The sequence below is a fragment of the Kitasatospora sp. NPDC023176 genome (assembly GCF_055560495.1).
This window is the reverse complement of sequence record NZ_JBVHIP010000001.1, coordinates 519,934-545,231: the sequence shown is the minus strand read 5'-3', so window position 1 is coordinate 545,231 and position 25,298 is coordinate 519,934. Positions and strand designations below refer to the sequence as shown.

The window sequence follows — 25,298 nt, the reverse complement described above, 5'->3', positions numbered from 1 at the left end:
TCTCTGTGTCCGGAATGTTGTGGATGCGGGCCCAAGCGGTGCTGATTCGGTGGCGTAGGCTGACCGCTCTTGCGTCAACCTCGGGGGGAACCACTCATGCGCCGTGCCGCGGCCGCCGTCGCCGTGTTCGTCGGGCTGACCGCCGTCGCCGCCTGCGGGCCGGACGATCCGGCGCCCGCCCCGGCGTCGACCGCCCCGCCTGCCGCGGCGCCCGCGGCCTCCGCCGCCGCCTCCGGCACGGCCCCCGCCGCCGCCCCCACCAAGGGCGGCCCGCCCCGCCCCGACGGCAGCATCACCGTCGCCTTCGCCGGGGACGTCCACTTCGAGGGCCGCACCCAGTCCCGGCTGTCCGTCCAGCCGCCCGAGCAGGCCCTCGGCCCGATCTCCCGCACCCTCGCCGACGCCGACCTCTCCGTGCTCAACCTGGAGACCGCGATCACCGGGCGCGGCGCACCCGAGCCGAAGACGTACACCTTCCGCACCACCCCCAAGGCGCTGTCCGTCCTCAAGGACTCCGGCGTCGACGTCGTCTCGATGGCCAACAACCACGCCGTCGACTTCGGTGCCGACGGCCTCGCCGACACCCTGGCCGCCAAGGACTCCGCGCCCATCCCGGTGGTCGGTGTCGGGCACAACGCCAAGGAGGCGTACGCCCCGTACGTCACCACCGTGCGCGGGGTGAAGGTCGCGGTGGTCGCGGCCAGCCAGGTCGAGGACATCACCAACCAGAAGTGGCGGGCCGGCGCCAACAAGCCCGGCATCGCCTCCGCCCTGGACGTCCCCGCGCTGGTCGCGGCCGTGCAGGCGGCCAAGCAGCAGGCCCCCGTGGTGCTCGTCTACCTGCACTGGGGCGAGGAGGGCAAGGCCTGCCCCACCGCCGCGCAGACCGCCGTCGCCAAGAAGCTCGCCGCCGTCGGCGCCTCCGCCGTGGTCGGCACCCACGCCCACACCATGGTCGGCTCGGGCATGCTCGGCAACACCTACGTGGGGTACGGCTTCGGCAACTTCCTCTGGTACGGCACCTCCGACTACGCCTTCTCCAACGAGACCGGCGTCACCACCCTCACCCTCGGCGCCGACGGCAAGGTCACCGGCGAGGCCTTCGCCCCGGCCACCATCGACGACAAGGGCATCCCCCAGCCGTCCACCGGCGCCGCCGCCGAGGCGGCCCTCAAGCGCCGCGACGGCCTGCGCGGCTGCGCCGGACTCACCCCGCCCCCGGCGGCCCACTGACGCCACCCCGTACCATCAACCGGTGAGCGGACACGAGGAACTGACGACCAGTCGACTGTCGCTGCGTCGGCCGGTCGAGGGCGACGTGGACGCCGTCCTCGCCATCCACCGCGACCCGGACGCCTGCCGCCACAACCCCTCCGACGCCCTCACCACCCGAGCGGAGGCCGAGGAGCGCCACGGCCGCTGGGACGCCCTGTGGCGGGCCCGCGGCTTCGGCTACTGGACGGTCCGCTCGCGCGAGGCCTCCCCGGTGCTGGGCTTCTGCGGCGTCAAGCCGATGGATCTGGCCGGCCGGCCGGTCCTCAACCTCTTCTACCGCTTCGCCCCCGCCGCCTGGGGCCACGGCTACGCCGCCGAAGCCGCCACTGCTGTTGTCACCTGGGCTGCCACCCACGCCCCCGAGCTTCCCCTGATCGCCCGCATCCGCCCGGAGAACCTCCCCTCCCAGCGCGTCGCCCTCCGGGCCGGCCTCCACCGGGCCGAACACCTGGACGGGCCGGGGTGCGACGGCTTCGACTGGATCTACGCGGCCGGGCCCGTCGGTGGGCACCGGTTCGAGGGCGCCGGGCCGCGGAGCTGACGCGCGCGCCGGAGGTCGACGCCGGAGGCCGGTGTCGGAGGCCGGTGTCGGAGCGCTGGTGTCGGAGCGCTGGTGTCCGAGCGCTGATGTCGGAGTTCAGTGAGGAAGGGCCCTGAGGCCGTCCGTCCCACCGTTGGGGCGGGCGGCCTCTTCTGTGGGTCGGGCGGGTTGACGGTCGCCCAGGTCTCGAACGGACTCGCGGTGTAGACGAACAGTTGTGTTAGGTTAGGCTTGCCTAACAAAGCTGGTCGAAGGGGAAGTCCCGTGGAGCGGTCCGAATTCGCCGGTGTCGTCGCGATGGTCACCGGGGCCGGGCAGGGCATCGGTGCGGCCGTGGTCCGGGCACTGGCCGCGGAGGGGGCCGTCGTCGCGGCGGTGGACCGGAACGCCGGCCCGCTCGCCGGGATCGCGGCGGAGTCGGACGCGGTGCACCCCTACGTGGTGGATGTCACCGATGTCCAGGAAGTCGACAGGGCAGTCGAGTTGATTGATAGTCAACTCGGACCGGTCGGCGTGCTGGTGAACGTCGCGGGCATCCTGCGGGCCGCGCCGGCGGTCGAACTCGCCGATGCCGACTGGGCGGAGACCTTCGCGGTCAACGCCACCGGGGTGTTCCACACCAGCCGGGCGGTCGGCCGTCGGATGGCCGGGCGCGGGCGGGGCGCCATCATCACCGTCGGCTCCAACGCCGCCGGGGTGCCGCGGGCCGGGATGGCCGCCTATGCGGCGTCCAAGGCCGCGGCCACCATGTTCACCCGCTGCCTCGGGCTGGAGCTGGCGCGCTCCGGGGTGCGCTGCAACGTCGTCTCACCCGGGTCGACCGACACCGAGATGCAGCGCGCGCTCTGGGGCGAGGACGCCGAGGCGTCCGAACGGCGGGTGATCGACGGGGACTTGGCGGCCTGGCGGGTCGGCATCCCGCTCGGCCGGATCGCCGCGCCCGCCGACGTCGCGGAGGCGGTGCTCTTCCTGGCCTCCGACCGCGCCCGGCACATCACCATGCACGACCTGTACGTCGACGGCGGCGCGACCCTGCGCGCCTGAGGCACCCCCCGCAGCCCGGTGGATCCGAAGAAGCCGGCAGACCGCAGACCCGCCCCAGACTGGAGAGACCACGGTGCACCACGCCCCGCCGACGCCCACCGACCACGGCCCCGATCAGGTCGCCATCGGCGCGGCCAGCGGCCTGCTCGGCCAGTACCGGGCCGCCGCCGGCGAGGCGTTCTTCGCCTCGCCGACCCGTACCCTGCTCACCGCCGGCGTGCACGCCCGGGTGCCCCAGGACGCGCGCCCGCTGCCCGTCCGGGTCGCGGAGACGCTGGCCGAGGCGCGCCGGGCCGGGGTCGAACGGCCGCTGGTGGTCGGGGCGGTGGCCTTCGACCACGACAACCGGGCCGAACTGGCCGTCCCCGCCCGGGTCCGGAGCGCCGGGGCGCTGCGCGACGACCCGCTGATCGCGCTGCCGGCGCCGCCGGCCGTGGACGCCGCCTGGCGGATCCGCCCGGTGCCGGCGCCCGAGGCGTACGGCGCGGGCGTCGCGGCGGCCGTCGAGCGGCTGCGCGGCGGGGAGTTGAGCAAGGTGGTGCTGGCCCGCACCCTGGAACTGAGCAGCGACCGGCCGCTCGACCTGCCGGCCGTCCTGCAGCGACTGGCCCGGCGCGACCCGGGCGGCTACACCTTCGCCGTGCCCGCCGGCGGCGGCCGCACCCTGATCGGCGCCAGCCCCGAACTCCTGCTCTCCCGGCGGGGAACGGCCGTCCTGGCCAACCCGCTGGCCGGCTCGGTGCCGCGCGGCGAGGACCTCGGCGAGGACGTGCGCCGCGCCGCCGCGCTGCTGGAATCGCCCAAGGACCTGCACGAGCACGCCGTCGTGGTGGACGCCATCCGCGCGGCGCTGGCACCGTACTGCCGCAGTCTGGAGGTGCCGGAGCGGCCCACCCTGGTGCGGACGGCCGCGATGTGGCACCTGGCCACCGCGATCAGCGGCGAGCTGGCCGATCCGACCGTCTCCGCACTGGAGTTGGCCTGTGCGCTGCACCCGACCCCGGCGGTCTGCGGAACGCCGACGGACGTCGCGCGCCGGGTGATCGGCGAGGTCGAGCCCTTCGACCGGGGCCTGTACACCGGCATGGTCGGCTGGGGTGACGAGACCGGCGACGGCGAGTGGGTGGTGACCATCCGCTGCGCGGAGGCGGACGAGCGGACGCTGCGGGTGTACGCCGGCGCCGGGGTGGTCGAGCAGTCCCGGCCGGAGGCCGAACTCGCCGAGACCAGCGCCAAGTTCCGCACCTTCCTGGACGCGGCGGGAGTGGCCCGATGACCGCCCTGGACGATGTGCTGGACGGATTCACCCCGTACCCGGCCGAGTTCGCCGAACGCTACCGGGCCGCCGGCCACTGGCGCGGCGAGACCTTCGGGCGGATGCTGCGCGAGCGCGCCGCCGCACACGGCGAGCGGATCGCCGTCGTCGACCCGGGCGGCCACTCGGTCGCGGCGGGGGAGCGGCGCTGGACGTACGCCGAACTCGACCGCCGGGCCGACCGGATGGCCGCCGGGCTGCTCGCCCGGGGCGTCCGGGCCGGGGACCGGGTGGTGGTCCAACTGCCCAACGCCGCCGAGTTCTTCGAGGTGGTCTTCGCCCTGTTCCGGATCGGTGCGCTGCCGGTCTTCGCGCTGCCCGCGCACCGGTACGCGGAGATCTCGCACTTCTGCTCGTTCACGGGCGCGGTGGCGTACGTCGTCCCGGGCGTCGAGGGCGGCTTCGACCACCGCGAACTCGCCGGACGGGTACGGGCGGAGAACCCCGCGCTACGGCTGGTGCTGGTGGCGGGCGAGGACCCGGGCGAGCACGTCCGGCTGGCCGACGTGCCCTGCGACGTGCCCGGCGACGTGCCTTGTGACGGCGCCGGACCGGCACGCGAACCCGCGCCCGGGGACGTCGCCTTCCTCCAGCTCTCGGGCGGCAGCACCGGCGTGCCCAAGCTGATCCCGCGCACCCACGACGACTACATCTACTCGCTGCGCGGCTCGGTCGAGCTGTGCGCGCTGGACGGGCGCAGCGTCTACCTGTGCGTGCTGCCCGCCGCCCACAACTTCCCGCTCAGCTCGCCCGGTTCGCTCGGCACGCTGTACGCGGGCGGCCGGGTGGTGCTCTGCCCGCAGCCGAACCCGGAGACGGCCTTCCCGCTGATCGCCCGCGAGGGTGTGACCATCACCGGCCTGGTGCCGCCGCTCGCCCTGCTCTGGCTGGACGCCGCCGAACGCGGTGCCCGCGGCTACGAGAGCCTGGAGGCGCTGCTCGTCGGTGGCGCCAAGTTCAGCACGGAGGCGGCCCGCCGGGTGCGGCCGGTGCTGGGCTGCACGCTGCAGCAGGTGTTCGGGATGGCCGAGGGCCTGGTCAACTACACCCGGCTGGACGACCCGGAGGAGCTGATCACCACCACCCAGGGCCGGCCGATCTCGCCCGACGACGAGGTCCGGGTGGTGGACGACCGGGACCGCGACCTGCCCGACGGCACCACCGGGCACCTGCTCACCCGCGGCCCGTACACCATCCGCGGCTACTGGAACGCGCCCGTGCACAACGCCGACTCCTTCACCCCGGACGGGTTCTACCGCACCGGCGACCTGGTCCGCCGGCTCCCCGGCGGCCACCTGGTGGTCGAGGGCCGGGCCAAGGACCAGATCAACCGGGGCGGCGAGAAGGTCGCCGCCGAGGAGATCGAGAACCACCTGCTCGCCCACCCGGCCGTGCACGACGCGGCGGTGGTGTCGATGCCCGACCCGTACCTGGGCGAGCGGACCTGCGCGTACGTGGTGATCCGCGCCGAACACCGTGAACGGCCGCCGAAGGGCGTCGAGTTGAAGCGCTTCGTCCGGCAGTGCGGCCTGGCCGACTACAAGGTGCCGGACCGGGTGGAGTTCGTCGACGCCTTTCCCGCCACCGGGATCGGCAAGGTCAGCAAGAAGGACCTGCGCGCCGCCATCGCGACCTCCCTCACCCGTTCCTGAAGCCCGCCGACAACCCCGCACACCCGAGGAGTCCGACCATCGTGGGCCTGCCCCGCATTCCCTCCTACCTGCTGCCCGCCGTCGAGGAACTGCCCGCCAACCGGGTCTCCTGGACGGTGGACCCGGCCCGCGCCGTCCTGCTGGTGCACGACCTGCAGAACCACTTCCTGGACGCGTTCCCCGGCGACGCCGCCCCGGTGCCCGAACTCCTGGACAACGTCGCCGGGTTGACCAAGGCGGCGGGCGCGAGCGGCGTACCGGTCGTCTACTCGGCGCAGCGCGGCGGGCAGAGCCCGGCCGAACGCGGACTGCAACAGGACTTCTGGGGGCCGGGCATCCCCGACGACCCGCGCGCCACGGCGATCGCCCCGGCCGTCGCCCCCGCGCCGGGCGACACCGTGCTCACCAAGTGGAAGTACAGCGCCTTCGTACGCACCGAGTTGGAGCGGCTGCTGCGCGAACAGGGCCGGGACCAGCTGGTGATCACCGGGGTGTACGCCCACATCGGCGTGCAGGCCACCGCCTGCGACGCCTGGATGCGGGACGTCCAGGCCTTCGTGGTGGCCGACGCGACGGCCGACTTCGGGCCGGACGAGCACCGCGCGGCACTGGAGTGGATCGCCGGGCGGTGCGGGGTGGTCACCACCACCGGGGCCGTGCTGGGTGCGCTGGAAGGAACGCCGGCAGGGACGCAGGCAGGGACGTGGGAAGGGACGGACGGGAAGTGACGGGCGTGGGCTTCACCGTGGAGCGGATCCGGGCCGAGGTGGCCGACCTGCTCGGCGAGGACCCGGCGGACATCCCGCTGGACGAGGACCTGGCGGACTGGGGGCTGGACTCGATCCGGCTGATGACCCTCGCCGAGCGCTGGCGCGCCGAGGGCGCCGAGGTGGCGTTCGTACGGCTGGCGGAACGGCCGTCCGTCGAGGCCTGGGCCGAACTGCTGGGCGCGGCCTGATGGCGGCGGTCGTACGGGAGTCGGGCGCGGGGCGGTCGGGAGCGGGGCAGTCGGGCGAGGGCACCGAGTCAGCGACCCCGCCGGCGACGGTCTCGGCAGAGGGGCTGGTCCTGGCGGACCCGGTGCGGTCCGGACCGGTGGCCGAGTACCCGGCCACCACGGTGGTGGGCCCGGTCGAGGCGCAGGCGGCCCGGACTCCGGACGCCCCGGCGCTGGTGCTCGCGGACGGCGGGGTGGTGACGTACCGGGAGCTGAACGGCTCGGCCAACCGGCTGGCGCGGGTACTGCTCCGGCAGGGCGCCCGGCCGGGAGCGATGGTCGGGCTGGCGCCCGCCCGCCGTCCGGAGGAGCTGTTGACGGCGCTGCTCGCGGTGGCCAAGTCGGGGGCGGCGTACCTGTCGCTGGACCCGGCGGACCCGCCCGGGCGGCGGGAGTGGCTGCTTGCCGAGAACGAGCTGGTCTGCGTACTGGGGGAGGGCGTGCCGGGGGCGGTGGCCGACCTCGACACCTCGGGTGAGCTGGACACCGACCCGCCGCGCGCGCTGACCCCGCAGCACCTGCTGTGCGTGGGGTACGGCCCGGGCGGGCGGCCGGCCGCCGTCCGGCTGACCCACGGTGAGGCGGACCGGCGGGTGCGCGAACTGCAGGCCGCCCACCCGCTCGGGCCGGGGGACCGGGTGCTGCAGCTGCGGCTGCCGCACTGGGGGTTCCTCTGGCCGCTGCGGACGGGGGCGGCCGTGGTGCTGACCGGCGAGTGCTGACCGACGGGTGACGAACGGCGGGTGACGAACGGCGGGTAACGAACGGTGGGTGACGAACGGCGAACAACTTTCAGCGGACAGATGATGAAATCCGTTCGCTGAAAGTTGTCAGCTGTCGTCCGTCATCCGTCATCCGTTGCCTGTCAGGTGTCCGTCCCCCCGGAGAGTCCTCCCGCCCAACCCGCCCCCGCCCGGTCCGCCGCCGTCCACGCCATCGCCACCGCGCCGTCCAGCAGGGCCCGTTCGGCCTCCGCCCCCACCGCCGCCGCCACGAACGCCGGCTCGTGCGGCGCGCAGGCGCCCCCGGTGATGTCCAGGACCGGATGGATCGAGGGCACCACGTGCGACACGTTCCCCATGTCCGTACAGGCGAAGGGCGCTCGCTCCACCGGCTCCGGCCGCCCCAGCGCCGCCGCGTTGGCCCGCCAGTACGCGAGCAGCGCCGGGTCGGAGCGCATGTCCAGGTAGTCCGGCTCGGGCCGGCTCAGCTCCACCGCGCATCCGGTGGCCAGTGCCCCGGCCCGGAAGCAGTCCTCGACCCGCGCCCGCAGCAGGGCGAGGTCCTCGGCCGCCGAGGCCCGGATCTCGTACTCGGCGCTCGCGCGGTCGGGGATCAGGTTCGGTGCCGTCCCGGCCGCCGTGGTGATGCCGTGCACCCGCCACTGCGGCGGGAGTTGCTGGCGCAGCAGTCCGAGTGCGACCTGCGCGACGGTGAGCGCGTCGGCGGCGTTGCGGCCCTCGTGCGGGTTGAGGCTCGGGTGGGCGGCGCGCCCGGTGTAGCGGACGGACAGCGTGCCGAGCGCGAAGGAACGGAAGTCGGCGACCTCGACCGGGCAGGGGTGGACCATCATCGCCGCGTCGACCCCGTCGAACGCCCCCGCCGCCAGCAGGAGCGCCTTGCCCGCCCCGCGCTCCTCGGCCGGTGCGCCGATCACCCGTACGGTGAGCCCGAGTTGATCGGCGTACGGAGCGAGCCCGAGCGCCGCGCCGAGACTCGCGGCGGCGATCAGGTTGTGTCCGCAGGCGTGTCCGAGGCCGGGCAGGGCGTCGTACTCGCAGACCAGCGCGACGGTGACCGGCCCGCTGCCGAGGCTCGCCGTGAAGGCGGTGGCCAGGCCGTGGGCCGGCGCGGCGACGGAGTAGCCGTGGGAGCGCAGCAGGTCGGCGCACCAGGCGGCCGCCCGGTGCTCCTCGAAGGCGGTCTCGGGGTGGGCGTGGATCCGGCGGCTGAGGGCGAGCAGCTCCGCCCGGTGTGCGTGGACGCGCTCGCGGACGGCCTGCTTGGTGGCGTCCGGGGGCGTGTCCGGGGGCGCAGCTGTGGCCGTGGCCGTCGTCGGCGTTCGGGGCATGGAGGCGTCTCCGGAGTGTCAGGGGTGCGGCCGCAGCGGGCCGTTGACCAGATCCAATGAAATTAGGTTAGGCTAACCTAAGTCAGGCGTTCCGGATCCCCGAGGAGCTCTCCGCACCATGCCCGCCGTCGAAACGCAGCCCGCCGATCAGCAGCCCACCGGGGCCCCGACCGCCGACATCCCGCTGCTCGCCGCCCAGGCCGCCGTCTGGTACGCCCAGTCGCTGGACCCCGCCAGCCCGGCCTACAACACCGGCGACGCCGTCGAGATCACCGGACCGCTCGACGAGGACGCGTTCGCGGCGGCCCTGCGCCGGACGGTGGACGAGGCCGAGGCGCTCGGCGCGGTCGTGGTCACCGGCCCGGACGGCACCCCGTACCAGCGGTTGCGCCCCGCCGGCCCCCGCTGGCCGCTGCACCGCCTCGACCTGCGCGCCGCCCACGACCCGGACGCCGAGGCCGAGGCCTGGATGCGCGCCGACCTCGCCCGCCCGGCCGACCTCACCACCGGTCCGCTGTTCACCCAGGCCCTGATCCGGCTCACCGACGACCGCCGGCTCTGGTACCGCCGGATCCACCACCTCGCTGTCGACGCCTACGCGTTGACCCTCCTCGGCGACCGCGTCGCCGCCCGCTACACCGCCCACACCACCGGCACCGAACCGGGCCCCAGCCCCTTCGCCGGCCTCGCCGAAGCCGCCGCCGAGGAGGCCGCCTACCGCGCGGGCGGCGACTACGCGGCCGACCGCGCCCACTGGACAGCCCACCTCGCCGGCGCCGAGACCCCCGCGACCCTGCCCGGCCCCGCCGAGGACCCAGCCGCCGTGTCCGCCCCGCTGCGCCTCACCGCCACCCTGCCCGCCGGCACCCGCGAGCGCCTGGAGCGCGCCGCCGCTGCCGTCCGCGCCACCTGGGCCGAACTCCTTCTCGCCGCCACCGCCGGCTACCTGCACCGCCTGACCGGCACCGAGGACGTCGTGCTCGGACTGCCGCTCGCCAACCGCCGCGGCCCGGCCACCCTGCGCACGCCCGTCGCCACCGCCAACGTCCTCCCGCTGCGCCTCGCCGTCCGCCCCGCCGACACCGCCGAGGACCTGCTGCGCCAGGTGGTCCGCGCCCTGCGCACCGCCCGCCGCCACCAGCGCTACCCCCTGGAGGACCTGCGCCGCGACCTCGGCCTGACCGGCGGGCGCCGCGCCCTGTTCGGCCCGATGGTCAACATCAAGGCCTTCGAGGCCGACCTCGACCTGGGCGGCCTGCCCGGCGTGGTCCGCAACCTCGCCGCCGGCCCCGTCGACGACCTCGCCGTGAACGTCTCACCCGGCCCCGACGGCGCCCTCCGGCTGGCGCTCGATGCCGACCCGGCCCGCCACGGCGCCGCCTCGCTCGCCACCCACCGTGACGGCCTGCTGCGCTACCTCGACGCCCTCGCCGAGCAGTTGCTCACCGACCCGCGGACCCCGATCGGCCGGATCGACCTGCTGGACGCCGACGCCCTGCGCCGCGCGACCGAGGGCCGTACCGAGCCGCCGGTCGAGCGGACGGTGCCCGAGCTGTTCTCCGCCCAGGCCGCCCGCACCCCGGACGCCGTCGCCGTCCGCTGCGGCCCGGCCGCCCTCACCTTCGCCGAACTGGAGCGCCGGTCCAACCGCCTCGCCCACCGACTGGCCGCCCTCGGCGTCCGGGCCGGCGCGCCGGTCGCGCTCGCCCTGCCGCGCAGCGCGGACACCCTGGTCGCGATGCTCGCCGTGCTCAAGGCCGGGGGCGCCTGCGTCAGCCTCGACCTGGCCCACCCCCGGCAGCGGCTCGCCGCCGTCCTGGCCGACGCCCGCCCGGTCTGCGCGGTCGGCACCCCCGACGCGCTCGCCGCCCTGGACCTGCCGCCCGGCCTGCCCACCGTGCGGCCGCAGGACACCGTGACCGAGCCGGACGCCGTGACCGGGCCGGAGGCCGTGACCGGGCCGGACGCCGTGACCGGGCCGGAGGCGGCGAACGAGCCGGACGCCCCCCTGCCGGTGCCCCGACTCCACGACGCCGCCTACGTGTTGCACACCTCGGGCTCCACCGGCCGCCCCAAGGGCGTGGTCGTCACCCACGCCTCGCTCGCCAACCTGCACGCCGGCCACGGTGAGGACCACATCGCCCCCGCCGTCCGCCGCACCGGCCGCGACCGGCTGCGCATCGCCCACAGCGCCTCGTTCGCCTTCGACGCCTCCTGGGACCCGGTGCTGTGGATGGTCCACGGCCACGAACTCCACCTGCTCGACGACGCCACGTACCGCGACCCGGCCGCGCTCGCCGCCCACCTCCACCACGAGCGCATCGACTACCTGGACCTCACCCCCTCCTACCTCGAAGTCCTGCTCGCCGAAGGCGTGTTGGACGAGGGGCGGCACCGCCCGTCGGTCCTCGCGGTCGGCGGCGAAGCGACCCCGCCCGCCCTCTGGCAGCGCCTGGCCGCCGTCCCCGGACTGCACCTGATCGACCTCTACGGCCCCACCGAGGCCACCGTCGACGCCTACGCCTGGACCCCGGGCCCGGACGGCGCCCCGGTCGGCCGGGTGGTGCGCGGCTCCCGCGCCTACGTCCTGGACGGCTCGCTGCGCCCCGTGCCCGACGGCGTCACCGGCGAACTGTACGTGGCCGGCGCCTGCGTGGCCCGCGGCTACCTCGGCCGTCCCGACCTCACCGCCGAACGCTTCATCGCCGACCCCTTCGGGCCGCCCGGCGGCCGGATGTACCGCACCGGCGACCTCGCCCGCCGCCGCCCCGGTGGCACTTTGGAGTTCCTCGGCCGGGCCGACGACCAGGTGAAGATCCGCGGCTTCCGGATCGAGCCCGGTGAGATCGCCGCCGTCCTGGCCCAACTGCCGGGCGTCGCCCAGGCCGTGGTGATCGCCCGCCCCGGGCCGCAGGGCAAGCGACTGCTCGGCTACGTCGTCCCGGCCGTGGGTGGGCTGGCTGCCACCGGTGGCCACCCCGTCGCCGGTGACGCGCCCGACCCGGAGGCCCTGCGCGCCGAGCTCGCCGCCCGGCTGCCCGCCCACATGGTCCCGGCGGCCGTCCAGGTGCTGGACGAACTGCCGCGCACCGCCCACGACAAGCTCGACCACGGCGCCCTCCCGGAGCCCGCCGCCACCGCCCGCGGCGCGGCAGCCGCCACCCCGCAGGAGGAACTGGTCTGCGGACTGTTCGCCGACGTCCTCGGCCTGCCCGAGGCACCTGGGCGGGAGGACTCCTTCTTCGACCTCGGCGGCCACTCCCTGCTCGCCGGCCGCCTGGCCGCCCGGCTGCGCGAGACCTTCGCCGCACCGGTCGCCTTCGCCGACGTGTTCCGCCACCCGACCCCGGCCGCTCTCGCCACCCTGCTCCAGGACGAACCGCAGGTCGAACGGCCCGAGCCCCGTCCGGCCCTGCTGCCCGTACCCCGCACCGAGCGCCTCCCGCTCTCGCCCGCCCAGCGCGGCCTCTGGTTCCTGCACCGGCTCGAAGGCCCCAGCCCCACCTACAACATCCCGCTCGCCCTCACCCTCACCGGCCCGCTCGACCGCGCCGCCCTCACCCTCGCCCTCGGCGACCTCGCCGCCCGGCACGAAGTCCTGCGCACCGTCTACGGCGAGGAACCGGACGGCATGCCGTTCCAGCGGATCACGCCCCCCGCTCCGGTCGAACTCCACGATGGTGCAGGGGAGATGGCCGATGCCGTCCGGTACGCCTTCGACCTCGCCGCCGAACCGCCGCTGCGCGCCACGCTGTTCACCCACGCGCCCGAGCGGCACACCCTGCTCCTGCTGCTCCACCACATCGCGGGCGACGGCGCCTCCACCACCCCGTTGCTGCGCGACCTCGCCGTCGCCTACACCGCCCGGCACGCCGGGCACGCGCCCGAACAGGAGCCACTGGCCGTCCAGTTCGCCGACCACGCGGCCTGGCAGCGGCGCCTGCTCGGCACCGTCGAAGCGCCCACCCCGCTCGCCGTACGGCAGACCGAGCACTGGCGCGCCGCCCTCGCCGGACAGCCCGACCAGCTGGACCTGCCCACCGACCGTCCGCGCCCGGCCGTGGCCGGTCACGACGGCGCCACCGTGCCCTTCGCGCTCGGCGCCGAGGCGCACGCCGCCCTTGCCGCGCTCGCCCGGGCCGCCGGCGGCACCGTCTTCATGGCCGTCCAGGCGGGCCTGGCCGCGCTGCTCAGCCGACACGGCTGCGGCACCGACGTCCCCGTCGGCACGCCGCTGGCCGGCCGCGAGGAGGAGCAGACCGCCGCGCTCGTCGGCTACTTCGTCAACTCCGTGGTCCTGCGGAACGACGTCTCCGGCGACCCCGGCTTCCGCGAGCTGCTCCAGCGCGTGCGCGGCACCGTCCTGGCCGCGCACGAGCACGCCGACCTGCCCTTCGACCGGCTGGTCGAGGAGCTCAACCCGGCCCGCTCGCTCGCCCGGCACCCGCTGTTCCAGGTGATGCTCGCCTGGCAGAGCCGCGCCGACCGGCCCACCGCCCTGGGCGGCGGCCTGACCGCCGAGATCACCGCGATCCCCAGCGGTACCGCCAAGTTCGACCTCACCCTCAACGCGGGGGAGCTCCCCGGCGGCGGCATCGGCGGCTTCCTGGAGTACCGCACCGACCTCTTCGACGCCGCCACCGTGGCCGCGCTCGCGGACCGCCTCGCCCGACTGCTCACCGCCGCCGCCGGCGCCCCGGACACCCCGATCGGCCGGCTGCCGCTGGTCAGCGCGGAGGAGCGCCGCCGCGCCCTGATCGAGTGGAACCGCACCCCGGCCGACGCCGCGCGGACCGACACCCCGACCGCCGCGCCGAGCGCCACCCCGACCGCCGCGCCGGCCGCCACCCTGCCCGAGCTGTTCGAGGCGGCCGTCGCCGCCAACCCGTCCGCCACCGCAGTCAGTTGCGGGGACGTCCGGCTCGACTACACCGAACTCGCCGCCCGCGCCGATCGCCTGGCCCGGCTGCTGACCGCCCGCGGCATCGGCCCCGGCACCATCGTCGCCCTCGCCCTGCCCCGCTCGGTCGAACTGGTCGTCGCCCTGCTCGCGGTGGCCAAGTCCGGCGCCGCCTACCTCCCGCTCGACCCGGACTACCCGGTCGACCGCCTGGCCTACATGCTGGCCGATGCCACCCCCGCCGCCCTGCTCACCGACCGGTCCACCGCGCCCGGGCTGCCCGCCCACTCGGTGCCCCGACTCCTCGTCGACGGCGCGGAGCCGGCCGCCTTCCCGGCCACCCCGCTGGCCCAGCACGAACGCACCCGCCCGCTGCGCGCCGACGACACCGCCTACGTCATCTACACCTCCGGCTCCACCGGCCGACCCAAGGGCGTACCCGTCACCCACCGCAACGTGGCCCGGCTGTTCAGCTCCACCGACCACTGGTTCGGCTTCGGCGCTCAGGACGTCTGGACCCTCTTCCACTCCTACGCCTTCGACTTCTCGGTCTGGGAACTCTGGGGCGCCCTGCTGTACGGCGGCCGGCTGGTCGTCGTCCCGCACCTGGTCAGCCGCGACCCGGCCGCCTTCCTCGACCTGCTCGCCCGCGAACGCGTCACCGTGCTCAACCAGACGCCGTCCGCCTTCCACCAGCTCAGCGCCGCCGACCGGGACCGCCCTGGCGCCGAACTCGCCCTGCGCTACGTGGTGTTCGGCGGCGAGGCGCTCGAACTGGGCCGCCTCGCCGACTGGTACTCCCGCCACCCCCAGGACGCGCCCACCCTGGTCAACATGTACGGCATCACCGAGACCACCGTGCACGTCTCGTACATCGCCCTCGACCGGGCGAGCGCCGCCGCCACCAGCAGCAGCACCATCGGCGTCAACATCCCCGACCTGCGGATCTACGTCCTCGACCAGCACCTCCAGCCCGTCCCGCCCGGCGTCACCGGCGAGATGTACGTGGCCGGGGCCGGCCTGGCCCGCGGCTACCTCGGCCGCCCCGACCTCACCGCCACCCGCTTCGTCGCCGACCCGTTCGCCGAACTCTTCGGCGAGCGGGGCACCCGGATGTACCGCTCCGGTGACCTCGCCCGCCGCCGCGCGGACGGCGTGCTGGAGTACTTCGGCCGTGCCGACCAGCAGGTCAAACTGCGCGGCTTCCGGATCGAACTCGGCGAGATCGAGGCCGTGCTGGCCGCCCACCCGGCCGTCGCCGACGCCGCCGTGGTGGTCCGCGAGGACGCCCCCGGCGACCAGCGGCTGGTCGGCTACGTGGTGGGCACCGCCGGACCGGAGGCGCTCAGGGCCCACGCCGCCGCCGGACTCCCCGCCCACATGGTGCCCTCCGCCGTGGTCCCGCTCGACCGGCTGCCGCTGACCGCCAACGGCAAGCTCGACCGCCGGGCCCTGCCCGCCCCCGACGCCCCCGCCGCCGGAGCCGGCCGCCCGCCGCGCAGCCCGCGCGAACAGCAGCTCTGCCAACTCTTCGCCGAAGTCCTGGGGTCGGCGACGGTCGGGGTCGAGGACGACTTCTTCGCGCTCGGCGGGCACTCCCTGCTGGTGGTCCGGCTGGCCGGCCGGATCCGCGAGGTGCTCGGCCTGGACGTCGGCATCGGCACCCTGTTCCAGGCGCCCAGCGTGGCCGCCCTCGACGCGGCCCTGTCCGACGGCGCCCGCGACGCCGACGCCCTGGACGTCCTGCTCCCGCTGCGGCCCACCGCCCCCGGACGGCACTCCCCGCTGTTCGCCGTCCACCCGGCGGGCGGCCTGAGCTGGTGCTACACCGGCCTGATCCGCCACCTCCCGGCCGAGGTGCCGATCTACGGCCTCCAGGCCCAGGGCGTCGGCGCCGCCACCGTCGGCGAGCCGCTGCCCGCCACCATGGAGGACCTGGCCGCGCACTACGCCGACCGGCTGCGCGAGGTCCAGCCCGAGGGCCCGTACCGGCTGCTCGGCTGGTCCACCGGCGGGATCATCGCCCACGCCGTGGCCGTCCGGCTCCAAGAGCTCGGCCAGCGCGTCGAGTTGCTCGCGATCCTGGACGCCTACCCGGCCGAGGGCTTCCGCGGACTGCCCGTCCCCGACCAGGCCGAGGCCCTGGAGGCACTGCTCACCATGGGCGGCTTCGGCCCCGCCGACCTCGACGGCCGGCCGCTCGAACTCGACGCCGTGATCGAGCTGTTGAGCCGCGAGGGCAGCCCGCTGGCCGGCCTCGACCGGGCCACCGTCACCGCGCTGAACGAGATCTACCTCAACACCAACCACCTGGTGCGCGGCTACGACCACCGCCGCTACGACGGCGACGTGCTGTTCTTCCGCGCCACCGTCGACACCGTCGACGACGCCCTGGTGCCCGGACTCTGGGCGCCCCACGTGTCCGGCCGGATCGACAGCACCGACGTGGCCTGCTCCCACAAGGACATGACCCTACCCGCCCCGATCGCGCACATCGCGCGCGTGATCGCCGACCACCTGGAGAGGTCCTCCCATGAGTGACGCCCCCGCCAACCCCTTCGACGCCGACGGCGAGTTCCTGGCCCTCGTCAACGACCAGGGCCAGCACTCCCTGTGGCCCGCCTTCGCCGCCGTCCCGGCTGGCTGGGACGTCGCCCACGGCCCCTGCGGGCGCGCCGACGCACTGGCCTGGATCACCGCGAACTGGGCCGACCTGTGACCGCTCCGGCCGTCGAGTCCCCGGCGCGCCCCCTGCTCGCGGGGCGCGCCGCCGTGGTCGTCGTGTACACCGCCGCGATGTGCATGAACGGCCTGGACTCCACCATCGTCAACCCCGCCCTCTACCGCATCGCCGAGGACTTCGGCCGGCCCGTCCCGGCGGCCAACGCCGTCGAGACGGCCTTCCTGGTCGGCCTCGCCCTCGGCCTGCCGGTGGCCGGCTGGCTCGGCGACCGGTACGGCGTGAGACGGGTGTTCCTCGGCGCGCTCGCCGTCTTCACCCTCGCCTCCGCGCTGTGCGCCGCCGCCCCCGGCCTCGGCGCGCTGGCCACCGCCCGCGCCGTCCAGGGCGTGGCCGGCGGACTGCTCACCCCGGTCGGCATGACCCTGCTGTTCCGCGCCTTCGCACCGCGGGAACGCCCGCGCCTCGGCCGGATCCTGATCGTGCCGACCGCCCTGATGCCCGCCCTCGGGCCGCCGCTCGGCGGCTTCCTCACCGAACACCTGTCCTGGCACTGGCTGTTCCTGGTCAACCTGCCGATCGGGATCGCCGCCGTCGCCATCGGCCTGATCGCGCTGCGGAGCGAGCCGGAACCCCCGGCCGGCCGCTTCGACACCCGCGGCTTCCTGCTCGCCACCCCCGGCCTCGGCCTGCTCACCTACGCCCTCGGCTTCGGCCCGGCCCACGGCTGGTCCGCACCGGCGGTCTGGCTCAGCGGGCTCACCGGAGCCGCCCTGCTCGGCCTCGCGGTACGGAACCAACTCCGCGCCCCCGAGCCGCTGGTGGACCTACGACTGCTCGCCGACCGGTGCTACGGCGCGGCGGGCTGGCTCGCCCTGCTCACCTCGGCCGCACTGATGGGCGCCCTGTTCGTCCTCCCACTGCTCTACCAAGCCGCGCGCGGCGCAACGGCGTTGGACGCCGGACTGAGCGTCTTCCCGGAGGCGATCGGCCTGATGGCCGCCTCCCAGCTGGTCGACCGCCTGCTGCCCCGGCTCGGCCCGCGCCGCCTCGCCCTGCCCGCCCTCCTGCTGGCGGCGGCGGTCCTCGCCGCCCTCGGCTTCGCCGAGAACCCGTGGGCCGTACGGGCGTTGATGTTCGCCGTCGGGCTGGTACTGGGCACCGCCGTGCTCACCGTCCAGATCGCCGGCTTCGCCGACGTCCCGCCCCCCGCCATGGGCCGGGCGATGGCCCTCTTCACCATCCTGCGCACCCTCGGCGGCGCCCTCGGCATCGCCGCCACCGCAGCCCTGATCGGCGCGCTCACCGACGGCCCCGACCCCACCCCCTACCGCCTGGCCCTCGCCCTCACCGGCCTCCTGGTCGCCGCCGGCTCCCCGCTGGCCCTCCGCCTCCCGCGCGCGGCCTGAGCATCACCCCGTCCGGCCGGGCGCGACCACCGCCCGGCCGGACCACCACACCGAGCCGAGCAGCATCAGCCCGGGCGCGATTCCCGCCACGAGGGCGACCACGGCCGCCGAGGCACCGCAGAACGCCAGCACCAGCCCGAGCGCCCCGCACCCCGCCATCCCCGCGCCGAGCGTGCGCAGCGCGGGCCTGCGCCAGGCGGCCGCGAGACCGAAGAAGTGCACGCCGACCACCAGGGCGATCCAGTCTCCCCCTCCAACCCCGAGAACGACTGGACCGGGAAGGTTCGCGACTACCCGCGCATGGGGTTTCCGCTCTATCTGATCATCGACCCACGCCAGAAGACCGTCACCCTGTTCTCCGAGCCGAACCGCGACCGGTACCACACCCGCACCGAGCGGGAGTTCGGCGAGACGATCCGGATCCCCGAGCCGTTCGGCTTCGAACTGGACCTCGCGCGGCTCGTCCCCTATCGGGACTGACCGGCCTTCGTCCGTTGGCGGGAACTTGGCCGGGCGGCTCCGCGCGGCGGGCGGGGGGTACTGCATTGGACTGACACGTTGCAGACTGACGCCAGGACCCAGGCCAACGCGGAGGTAACCCATGACCGTTTCGCTCCCCGACCTCACCGGGGACTACGTCCTCGACCCCGCCCACTCCCGGATCGGCTTCGTGGCGCGCCATGCCATGGTGACGAAGGTCCGGGGCGCGTTCCACCAGTTCGAGGGCACCGCCCACCTGGACGGCGCGGACCCGTCGCGGTCGACCGGCCAGGTGGTGATCAAGGCCGAGAGCATCGACACCGGCGTCGAGCAGCGCGACCAGCACCTGCGGGCCAACGACTTCCTGGACGCCCCCACCTTCCCCGAGATCACCTTCCGCTCCACCTCGGTCGCGGCGAAGTCCGACACCGAGTTCCGGGTGACCGGCGACCTCACCATCAAGGACACCACCCGCTCGATCGACATCGACTTCGAGTACACCGGCAACGCCGTCGACCCGTACGGCAACCTGCGGGTCGGCCTGGAGGGCTCGGTGACGATCAGCCGCAAGGACTACGGAGTGACCTGGAACGCGGCGCTGGAGGGCGGCGGCGTGCTGGTCGGCGACAAGGTCGTCCTGGAGTTCGACATCTCCGCGATCAAGCAGAAGTAGTCCGAGGTGCGGGGCCCCGGTCGCCGACGCGGCGGCCGGGGCCTCAGTCGTTCGGGCAGAGGATCAGGTCGTCCAGCGCGTACCGGCGCGGCCGGTCGCCGAGTTCGGCGACGGCGGCGCGGATGCGGTGCAGGTGGCCGACGGTGAGCTGGAGCGGGGGTTCCTCGGGCTGGTAGGTGGTGCGGATCGGGTAGTCGACGCCGGGCTCGCGGGTCATCTCGATGTGGCAGCCGAGGACGTGGGTGACGGGGCGGCTCTCCGCGAAGCGGACCAGGCGTTCGACGGTGCGGCCGAAGGCGGGCCAGTCGTCGATGTAGAGCCGGCCGGGGTAGACGGTGTCGCCGGTGAGCAGGAAGCCGGTCCACGGGTCGTAGGAGGTGACGGCCGCCTCGTGGTGGCCCGGGGTGGCCAGGCATTCCAGCACCCGCCCGCCGCCGAGGTCGACGCGGGCAGCGGCGTCAGGGGCCTGGTCGAAGCCGAAGTGCGCCCAGGCGTCCGGGCCGAAGGCGAGCTGGGGGTCGGTCCTGTCCTTGGAGCCCCGGAGGTGGATGGTGCCCGGGGCGAGGGCGACCTCGACGCAGGCGCCGTCCTCGGTGCCGCCGGAGCTTGATCTGGTCGCCTCGGTCCTCCGGGACATCGACGGTGGCGTGGCGGACGAGGACGTGTTCATCGCTGACCCCCCGTGGTCATCGGTGGGGCCCTCGACGTCAGGCGCCCGGCGGCTCGGAGGTGTGCGGACCGGTCGGAACCGTCCCCACGGGTGACCCCAGCAGGTGGGCCAGGCCGTCGGCGAGGCCGCCGCGCCAGCAGGCGTAGTCGTGGCCGCCGTTGAACTCGCGGTAGTGGAGGTCGTAACCCCGGGCGGTGAGGACGTCCCGCAGGTGGCGGTTCTGGGTGAGCAGCATCCACTCCTGGAGGCCGACCTCGACGTAGAACCGGGCCTCCCGCCGCTGCTGGACGGCGAAGCGGCGGGTCAGCCATTCGCTGCCCTCGTCGAACTCCGTCTCGTCCGGCCACCAGAAGGAGCCGGACTGGGAGAGCGCGTTGCCGAAGCGGTCCGGCCGCCGGAAGGCCGCGTAGGCGGCCGTGAGGCCGCCCGCGCTCTGGCCGGCGACGACGGTGCGGCGCGGGTCGGTGGTCGCGCCGAACTCGGCGCCGGCCCAGGGGAGGAGGCGGTCGGCGAGGAGGTCGACGAAGGCCGGGTTGCAGCTGAGGTCGTCGGGGCGTCCCGGCCCCATGGTGTGGACGAGCAGGGTGACGGTGGGCGGGATCGCGCCGTCCGCTACCAGGTTGTCGAGGGTGTCGCCGACGGACAGCACCTCGCCCCACAGCTCGCCGTCGAGCAGCAGCGCCACCGGGTACGGGCCCGCGCCGTGTCCGGCCGGGAGGTGTCCGTCCGGGAGGTGCCCGGCCGGGAGGTGGACGTCGACCCGCCGCCCGGCGACGGTGTGGCGGACGGTGCGCCCGCGCGGCACGCCCTCGCGCCGCCGGACGTACGGCTGGGCGGGGGCCTCCGGCAGGCTGAGCACCGAGGAGGGGTGGCGGCCGTCGCGGGCCGGGAGGCGGGGTTCGTCGTCGTGGGGGTCGGGGCGGGCGTGGTCGAGGACGTGCAGCCAGTCGGCCCGGGTGGTGCCGGGGGTCGGGCCGTGGAAGGGGTGCAGCTGGTAGGAGGCGCGGTGGTCGGCGCGCAGCCGGTGGGTGAGTTCCCAGCGGCCACCCCGGCGCCGCATCAGGTGCGGGGTGAGGTCTCCGGCGTGCCGGTCCTTGTCGGTGACGGTGTGCACGAGGGCGAGCACGCCGTCGCAGTCCTGCGCGGTGGACACGAAGGTGACCAGCCGGTACGCGGGGTCGTCGGGGTCGGGGGCGATCAGCGGGAAGGTGGTCAACTTCGTTCGTTCCTTCTTCAGTTGGTTCGGCGGGAGAGCAGTACCCAGAGCAGGAAGGGCCCGCCGAGCACGGTGGTGACGATGCCGACCGGGATCTCCACCCCGCCGATCAGCACCCGCCCCAGGGTGTCCGCGAGGACGACGAGCAGCGCACCGGTCAGCGCGGAGCCGAGCACCGGGACCCGGGCCGGTCCGGCCAGCCGGGCGGCGATCACCGGCGCGGCGAGCGCCACGAAGCCGACCGGCCCGCAGACCCCGACGGCGAGCCCGGCGAGCGTGACGGCCAGCAGCAGGCAGAGCAGCCGGACCCGGGCGGGGTCGACGCCGAGGGAGGCGGCCACACTGTCGTCGAAGCGCAGCACCGCCAGCCGGCGGGCCACCGCCAGGGCGAGTGGGACCAGCACGGCGAGCCCGATCAGGACGGGCGCGGCGATGGCGTAGTCCCGCCCGTTGAGGCTGCCGGAGGTCCAGACGTACAGCGAGCCGGCCGAGTTGAGCGAGCGCCGGGCCAGCGCGATCTGGATGACCGCCGAGGCCAGCGCCGACATGGCGAGCCCGACGACCAGCACCCGGTAGCCGCGCGCGCCGAGCCCGCCGGATACCAGGGCGACCACCAGGACGGCGGCCAGCGCGCCGAGCGGTCCGGCCCACCAGGCGCCGAAGGTGCCGGAGGCGGTGGCGGAGATCAGGACGGCGGCGGTGGCGCCGTCGTTGACGCCGAGGAGTTCGGGGGTGGCCAGCCGGTTGCGGGCGAGGGTCTGGGTCAGGCAGCCGGCGAGTCCGAGGGCGGCGCCGGCGGCGAGTCCGGCGACGATCCGGCCGAGCCGGAACTTCTGCACCAGCAGTACGTCCAGCCGTTCGCCGTGGCCGAACACGGCCTGGAAGGTGCGGCCGAGGCCGAGTTCGCTCTGCCCGGCGTGCGCGGAGACGACCACGGCGGCGAGCAGCCCGGCGGCCAGGGCGAGTCCGGCGAGCAGGGGCCGGCGCGGGACGAGCAGCGACCAGGCTCCGTGGCGCAGCACCAAGTCCGGTCGCACCGGGCGTGGTTCGGATCGCCGGACGGGCGGAGCGTCGGAGCCGGGGTCGTTGAGCGCCAGGGCGGCGGAGCGGCGGGAGCGGACGATGGCGATCAGCGCGGGGGCGCCGACCAGGGCGACGATCACCGACACCGGCGCCTCGAAGGGCCGGGCCACCACCCGGGCGAGGACGTCCGCGCCGGTCAGCACGGCGGCGCCGAACAGCCCGGCGAGCAGGGTGAGTCGGCCGATCCGGGGCCCGGCGAGGGCGCGGGCCAGGAAGCCGGCGAGCAGGCCGAGGAAGGAGATCGGCCCGGCCAGGGCGACGGCGGAGGCGGTGAGCAGGGTGACGGCGACGGCGACGGCCGCGCGGGTGGCGCCGGGGCGGTGGCCGAGGCCGCGGGCGAGGTCGTCGCCGAGGGCGAGCGCGGTGAGCGGCCGGGTGGTGAGCAAGGCGAGCAGGAAGCCGGCGCCGAGGACGGGGGCGAGCTGGCGCAGGGTCGTCCAGCCCTCCACCCCGGCCAGTGAGCCGAGCACCCACACCCGGTAACGGTCGTACGCTTCGGGTGAGTTGACGATGAGGACGCCGGTGATGCCGCCGAAGGTCGCGCCGACGGCGGAGCCGCCGAGGACGAGTCGCATGGGGGAGCCGCCGCCCCGGCTGCCCGCGATCAGCAGGACCAGGGTGCTGGCGAGGACGGCGCCGCCGAAGGCGAAGGCGAGGTACCCGTAGGAGGTCTGCACACCGAGCACGGCGATGCCGAGCACGACGCCGAGCGAGGCGCCCGCGTTGACGCCGAGCAGGCCGGTCTCGGCCAGCGGATTGCGGGTGACGGACTGGAGTTGGGCACCGGCCACGCCGAGGGCGGCGCCGACCAGCAGGGCGGTGAGGGTGCGGGGCAGTCGCAGTTCGCCGACGACCAGGGCGAGCCGGCCGTCGGCGCGGGCGCCGTGGCGGTCGAGCAGGTAGTCCAGCACCCGTCCGGCTCCGGCCTCGCCGGCGCCGACCGACAGCGACAGCGCGGTGAGCGCGAGCAGGAGCGCGACCGCCCCGGCGGCGACCGCCCAGGCGCCGCCCCGCAGGGCCCGGGCCGGTGGGGGAGGGGCGTCGGGCGCGGTGGCGGTGGACGCTTCGTGGACGTCCACGTGCGACGATGTCATAAGGTAAGGCTAACCTAATCAACGGGGGCGTCCCGTGGGGCACCGCCGCGCTGCCCGGCTGCCCGGACGCCACCCAACTCCCGTACCACCCCCGCCCCGGAGGCATCCATGCCGTACGCCCAGAGCCCGCTCCGCCCCACCCGCCGCCACGCGGCCCGGGCGCTGGCCGTCACCGGGGCGGCCGCCCTCCTGCTCACCGGCTGCGGCTCCTCGGGCTCGAACTCCGAGAAGTCCTCGAACTCCGCGTCCGCCGCCCCGGGCAGCGCGGCGGACGCGGCCGACGGCGGCAAGCGCACCGTCAAGGACGCCACCGGCAAGGCCGTCGAGGTCCCCGCCGCGCCCCAGCGGATCGTCACCCTCACCCAGGAGGACCTCGACGCGGTGCTCGCCCTCGGCGTCAAGCCGGTCGGCATCACCAACGGCCAGGGGCTGGGCGAGCCGCCCGCGTACCTCAAGGACAAGGTCCAGGGCGTGCCGGTGGTCGGCAACCTGCTGCAGCCGGTGATGGACAAGGTGATCGCCGCCAAGCCCGACCTCATCCTGGCCGGCGACATGCAGGACGAGCAGGTGCTCAAGCAGCTGCGCGAGATCACCCCCGCCACCCTGGTCACCATGGCGCCCACCGATGACTGGAAGCTCGCCTTCCGGGGCATCGGGAACGCCGTCAACAAGCTCGACCGGGCCGACAAGGTGATCGACGACTACCAGGCCAAGGCCGTCAAGGCCGGCGCCGACCTCGGCAAGAACAAGGGCGCCGCCGTCTCCATCGTCCGCTGGAACCCGACCGGCCCGAGCTGGATGGAGAGGAAGCAGTTCGCGAGCGGCGTCGCCCTCGACATGGGCCTCACCCGCCCGGCCGCCCAGGACAAGGACGGCAACGCCCACAGCCCGGCGCTCAGCCTGGAGAAGCTCTCCGAGATCGACGGCGACTGGCTGTTCCTGTCCACCCTCACCGACGACGGCAAGGCCGCGCTCAAGGACGTCCAGTCCAAGCCCGCCTACCGGCAGTTGACCGCGGTGAGGAACGACCACACCGTCACCGTGGACGGTTCGGTCTGGTCCACCCGGGGCGGCCCGCTGGCGGCCGACGTCGTCATCGGCGACCTCGGCAAGGCCCTGGCCGGATCCTGAGCGCGGCTGGAACCGGGGGGCTGTGAGATGGAGTTGACGATCCAGGGCGTCACCGCCGGGTACCGCCCCGGCCGCCCGGTGCTCGGCGGCATCGACCTCACCGTGCCCGCCGGGCAGGTGGTGGCGGTGGTCGGCCCGAACGGCTGCGGAAAGTCCACCCTGCTGCGGGTGGTGGCCCGGCTGCACCGGCCCGACGGGGGGCGGATCCTGGTCGGCGGCGAGGACATCTGGCGGCTGAGCCCGCGCCGGGCCGCCCACCGGGTCGCGCTGCTCCCGCAGAGCCCCCAGGCGCCCGAGGCGGTCACCGTGGCCGGGCTGGTCCGCTACGGGCGCCACCCGCACCAGGGCCTGTTCCGCCAGTGGTCGCCCGACGACGAACGGCTCACCGCCGAGGCCCTGCGCGCCACCGGTGTGGACGCCCTCGCCGACCGACGCCTCGACCAGCTCTCCGGCGGCCAGCGCCAGCGCTGCTGGCTCGCCATGGTGCTCGCCCAGGACGCCCCGGTGGTGCTGCTGGACGAGCCGACCAGCGCGCTCGACCTCGGCCACGCGGTGGAGGTGCTGGAACTGGTCCGGGAGGTCGCGGCGGGCGGGCGCACGGTGGTGATGGTCCTGCACGACCTCGCGGCCGCCGCCCGCTACGCCGACCTGCTGGTCGCCCTGCGGGGCGGGGCGGTGGTGGCCTGCGGGCCGCCCCGGGAGGTGGTGGACGCGCCGCTGGTGCGGGCGCTGTACGACATCGACAGCCACGTCCTGGCCGCGCCGGGCGACGGCGCCCCGGTCATCGTGCCCCGGGCGCCGCGGGGCTGACGGGCCGGCTGCCGGTACGGCGGCGCCACCCCCGGGGTGGCGCCGCCTGCGCGTGTCCGGTGGCGGAGGTGTCCGGGTGTCCGGGCGTCCGGTGGCGAGGTGCCCGAAGGCGGCCCCCTCGTGCCCGATCGATCACTCGTTCGAGTGGTTTCGGCTCGCCCGCCCACCAGCGGCCTCCCCCCCCGCCCGTCGGGTTGTCAGTGTCCCTCGCTACGTTCCTCGCATCGCTGGTCGGCAGGGTGACCAGGACGACGTTC

20 protein-coding genes are annotated in these 25,298 nt (G+C 75.2%); 15 read left to right on the top strand and 5 right to left on the bottom strand.

The genetic code is table 11. The annotated features are described in order from the left end of the window. The first annotated feature begins 96 nt into the window (after positions 1-96). The 8 genes from ACZ3YL_RS02705 to ACZ3YL_RS02670 all read left to right on the top strand — a co-directional run bounded on the left by ACZ3YL_RS02705 (position 97) and on the right by ACZ3YL_RS02670 (position 7,546). Entirely contained in the window at positions 97-1,233 is a 1,137-nt protein-coding gene (locus tag ACZ3YL_RS02705; RefSeq protein ID WP_465654900.1) for a CapA family protein, read from the top strand. 22 nt (positions 1,234-1,255) lie between these two features. Beyond that, positions 1,256-1,816, top strand: coding sequence for a GNAT family N-acetyltransferase (locus tag ACZ3YL_RS02700; protein WP_465654898.1), 561 nt, complete (start codon positions 1,256-1,258; stop codon positions 1,814-1,816). A gap of 264 nt (positions 1,817-2,080) precedes the next feature. Then, positions 2,081-2,860 (top strand): 2,3-dihydro-2,3-dihydroxybenzoate dehydrogenase, encoded by a 780-nt coding sequence (locus tag ACZ3YL_RS02695; RefSeq protein WP_465654896.1) that lies wholly within the window; start codon positions 2,081-2,083, stop codon positions 2,858-2,860. A gap of 73 nt (positions 2,861-2,933) precedes the next feature. Further along, positions 2,934-4,136: an isochorismate synthase DhbC gene (gene dhbC / locus ACZ3YL_RS02690; protein ID WP_465654894.1), complete on the top strand. Its 1,203-nt coding sequence runs from the start codon at positions 2,934-2,936 to the stop codon at positions 4,134-4,136. Next, positions 4,133-5,827, top strand: coding sequence for a (2,3-dihydroxybenzoyl)adenylate synthase (locus ACZ3YL_RS02685; protein WP_465654892.1), 1,695 nt, complete (start codon positions 4,133-4,135; stop codon positions 5,825-5,827). Before dhbC ends, ACZ3YL_RS02685 begins: the two co-directional genes overlap by 4 nt. A 41-nt stretch (positions 5,828-5,868) precedes the next feature. Beyond that, complete coding sequence (locus ACZ3YL_RS02680) at positions 5,869-6,555, top strand: isochorismatase family protein (protein ID WP_465654890.1); 687 nt, start codon at positions 5,869-5,871, stop codon at positions 6,553-6,555. Next, positions 6,552-6,785, top strand: a complete 234-nt coding sequence (locus ACZ3YL_RS02675; protein WP_465654888.1) for a phosphopantetheine-binding protein — start codon at positions 6,552-6,554, stop codon at positions 6,783-6,785. The genes ACZ3YL_RS02680 and ACZ3YL_RS02675 overlap by 4 nt, the downstream gene beginning before the upstream one ends. 137 nt (positions 6,786-6,922) lie before the next feature. Beyond that, positions 6,923-7,546: an AMP-binding protein gene (locus ACZ3YL_RS02670; protein ID WP_465654886.1), complete on the top strand. Its 624-nt coding sequence runs from the start codon at positions 6,923-6,925 to the stop codon at positions 7,544-7,546. A gap of 143 nt (positions 7,547-7,689) precedes the next feature. On the opposite strand, the gene ACZ3YL_RS02665 is transcribed toward ACZ3YL_RS02670, so the two are convergent. Continuing rightward, positions 7,690-8,895: an amidohydrolase gene (locus tag ACZ3YL_RS02665; RefSeq protein ID WP_465654884.1), complete on the bottom strand. Its 1,206-nt coding sequence runs from the start codon at positions 8,893-8,895 to the stop codon at positions 7,690-7,692. A gap of 118 nt (positions 8,896-9,013) precedes the next feature. Here ACZ3YL_RS02665 and ACZ3YL_RS02660 point away from each other — a divergent pair, with 118 nt between their 5' ends. From ACZ3YL_RS02660 to ACZ3YL_RS02650, 3 genes are read left to right on the top strand one after another with little or no spacing between them, the layout of a single operon-like run. Then, on the top strand, positions 9,014-16,336 hold the full coding sequence (locus ACZ3YL_RS02660; RefSeq protein ID WP_465654882.1) for an amino acid adenylation domain-containing protein: 7,323 nt from the start codon (positions 9,014-9,016) through the stop codon (positions 16,334-16,336). Next, positions 16,329-16,514, top strand: a complete 186-nt coding sequence (locus ACZ3YL_RS02655; RefSeq protein ID WP_188309688.1) for an MbtH family protein — start codon at positions 16,329-16,331, stop codon at positions 16,512-16,514. Before ACZ3YL_RS02660 ends, ACZ3YL_RS02655 begins: the two co-directional genes overlap by 8 nt. Next, positions 16,511-17,884, top strand: coding sequence for a DHA2 family efflux MFS transporter permease subunit (locus tag ACZ3YL_RS02650; RefSeq protein ID WP_465654880.1), 1,374 nt, complete (start codon positions 16,511-16,513; stop codon positions 17,882-17,884). The genes ACZ3YL_RS02655 and ACZ3YL_RS02650 overlap by 4 nt, the downstream gene beginning before the upstream one ends. Positions 17,885-17,887: 3 nt before the next feature. On the opposite strand, the gene ACZ3YL_RS02645 is transcribed toward ACZ3YL_RS02650, so the two are convergent. Continuing rightward, positions 17,888-18,106, bottom strand: coding sequence for a hypothetical protein (locus tag ACZ3YL_RS02645; protein ID WP_188309690.1), 219 nt, complete (start codon positions 18,104-18,106; stop codon positions 17,888-17,890). On the opposite strand from ACZ3YL_RS02645, the gene ACZ3YL_RS02640 reads away from it, so the two are divergent. Together ACZ3YL_RS02640 and ACZ3YL_RS02635 are read left to right on the top strand one after the other, a co-directional pair. Continuing rightward, positions 18,101-18,364: a Uma2 family endonuclease gene (locus ACZ3YL_RS02640; protein ID WP_188309691.1), complete on the top strand. Its 264-nt coding sequence runs from the start codon at positions 18,101-18,103 to the stop codon at positions 18,362-18,364. The genes ACZ3YL_RS02645 and ACZ3YL_RS02640 overlap by 6 nt on opposite strands. Positions 18,365-18,485: 121 nt before the next feature. After that, the gene (locus ACZ3YL_RS02635) at positions 18,486-19,037 is read left to right on the top strand and encodes a YceI family protein (protein WP_188309692.1); all 552 of its coding nucleotides are present in this window, start codon (positions 18,486-18,488) and stop codon (positions 19,035-19,037) included. A 43-nt stretch (positions 19,038-19,080) separates the two neighbouring features. Here ACZ3YL_RS02635 and ACZ3YL_RS02630 read toward each other — a convergent pair whose 3' ends face one another. The 3 genes from ACZ3YL_RS02630 to fhuB form a co-directional block, all read right to left on the bottom strand. After that, a complete protein-coding gene (locus ACZ3YL_RS02630) occupies positions 19,081-19,674 on the bottom strand; it encodes a DUF397 domain-containing protein (protein WP_465654878.1) in 594 nt (197 codons plus the stop codon). A 70-nt stretch (positions 19,675-19,744) separates the two neighbouring features. Then, the gene (gene fes / locus ACZ3YL_RS02625; RefSeq protein ID WP_465655250.1) at positions 19,745-20,971 is read right to left on the bottom strand and encodes an enterochelin esterase; all 1,227 of its coding nucleotides are present in this window, start codon (positions 20,969-20,971) and stop codon (positions 19,745-19,747) included. Then, entirely contained in the window at positions 20,941-23,100 is a 2,160-nt protein-coding gene (gene fhuB / locus ACZ3YL_RS02620; RefSeq protein WP_465654876.1) for a Fe(3+)-hydroxamate ABC transporter permease FhuB, read from the bottom strand. The genes fes and fhuB overlap by 31 nt, the downstream gene beginning before the upstream one ends. A 108-nt stretch (positions 23,101-23,208) precedes the next feature. Between fhuB and ACZ3YL_RS02615 the strand changes: the two genes are divergently transcribed. Together ACZ3YL_RS02615 and ACZ3YL_RS02610 are read left to right on the top strand one after the other, a co-directional pair. Then, the gene (locus tag ACZ3YL_RS02615) at positions 23,209-24,231 is read left to right on the top strand and encodes an ABC transporter substrate-binding protein (protein ID WP_465654874.1); all 1,023 of its coding nucleotides are present in this window, start codon (positions 23,209-23,211) and stop codon (positions 24,229-24,231) included. Positions 24,232-24,258: 27 nt separating this feature from the next. After that, positions 24,259-25,041, top strand: coding sequence for an ABC transporter ATP-binding protein (locus ACZ3YL_RS02610; RefSeq protein WP_465654872.1), 783 nt, complete (start codon positions 24,259-24,261; stop codon positions 25,039-25,041). The last annotated feature ends 257 nt before the right edge of the window (positions 25,042-25,298 follow it).